Source organism: Brunnivagina elsteri CCALA 953 (assembly GCF_002289455.1).
GTDB lineage: Bacteria > Cyanobacteriota > Cyanobacteriia > Cyanobacteriales > Nostocaceae > Brunnivagina > Brunnivagina elsteri.
This window is the reverse complement of sequence record NZ_NTFS01000731.1, coordinates 1-1,483: the sequence shown is the minus strand read 5'-3', so window position 1 is coordinate 1,483 and position 1,483 is coordinate 1. Positions and strand designations below refer to the sequence as shown.

The window sequence follows — 1,483 nt, the reverse complement described above, 5'->3', positions numbered from 1 at the left end:
CGCTATATGCAACTACAACCATAGTTGGTATAGAAGGCTCTTGATTGAGATTTTTAGCAAATATCTCAGGTTGAAAAGGTTTTTGGAAGACTAAATTCAAGAGTAAGAATAAACAACTAATAATTCCCATGATTAAAATTATGAATAAAGGTGATTTTAAAATTAAAAATCTGTTTTTTTTGAGAGAATAATTACTTTTACTATTTCTATTATCTATAATTTCCTTCTTCCTAGATAATAGACTTGCAGTGAGTAATGCACAAAAACTAGGATAGTAAATAAAGTTATAACGTGGAACAACTGTAATGTCTTTTTTTAGAAAATAAATAATAGCAAAAAATTCGATAATTATCCAAACCGTAAAACTTAATAAAGTGAAAGTGGCAAATTTAGTTTCTTCTTGAATTAAAAGTTTTTTTAATCCTTGAAGAAATTCCCTTCCAATCCAAACTCCACAGACAATCATTAAAATAGCAGAAACTACAACATTAATTATTGGTTGTTTTTCTACAGGTAACACAATTACCATTAAAACCCAATTTATTAATGTTTGGTAAAATGGAGCGATATGTTGAGGAACTTGTAACCAATCGGTTTCAGAACGATTTGAATGACTGAACATTATCATTAACCAAGGAAGATAACTAATTAAAATTCCACTAGTTGATAAAGTCAGTGCTAAACAAGCTTTTTTTAAAAGTTGAATTTTTCGTCTTTGTCCAAATAAAAGTATAGTTATTGTGGCAATCTGAGCAATGAGAGCAAGAATGCAAAAATAATGAACATACAGAGCAAAACTGTTGATAACTACCCAAAAAAACCAGACTCTAAATTTAATTTTCTGAGATTGAAAAATATCTTTTTGAATTTGGATTAATCCTAGCAAAGCTAAACTCACCAAAAGCATCGGTAAAGTGTAGTGACGTGCTTCTTGAGACAGGTATACAGCAAAAGGAGAAACAGCCATACATGCTGCTGCTGCAATTCCAGCTTGGGGAGAAAAAGCAATCCGATTTACCCAGTAAATAACGAAAATCCCTGCTACACCAAATAATGCAGGAAGCGATCGCACTTTCCATATCCAATCCATATCCACAGATTGCAACCAACCCAACCAAATATACATCCCACAAAAAAATAATGGGGGATGGGTAGATTGAGATGCAATATTTCCGGCAATTTGACTGCAACTAATTCCTGGTTTATAGGTGAAAATATCTGTTAATTTTGTTAGAGAGAATATTTTATCAAGCGGTAAATCTTGATAGTTTTTTCCTAAACTAAAAATAGTCGTAATTATCTCATCCATCCACAACGGTTTAAAATCCAAATTTCCAAACCGTAGAATTGCACCAAGTATAATTACTATAATTAAACTTAGATAATGTAAATGTTTATTGGGAATTGGGGATTGGGGATTGGGCATTGGGGATTGGGAATTAGTAAAAGACAACTAACTTCTAATTACAATATTATGTATTTT

At 31.3% G+C, this 1,483-nt stretch carries 1 protein-coding gene; it reads right to left on the bottom strand.

What is annotated here, in order from left to right:
- A partial coding sequence (locus tag CK510_RS30285) for a glycosyltransferase family 39 protein (RefSeq protein ID WP_095725108.1) occupies nt 1-1,426 on the bottom strand: 1,426 nt, incomplete at its 3' end.
- Between the last annotated feature and the right edge of the window lie 57 nt (nt 1,427-1,483).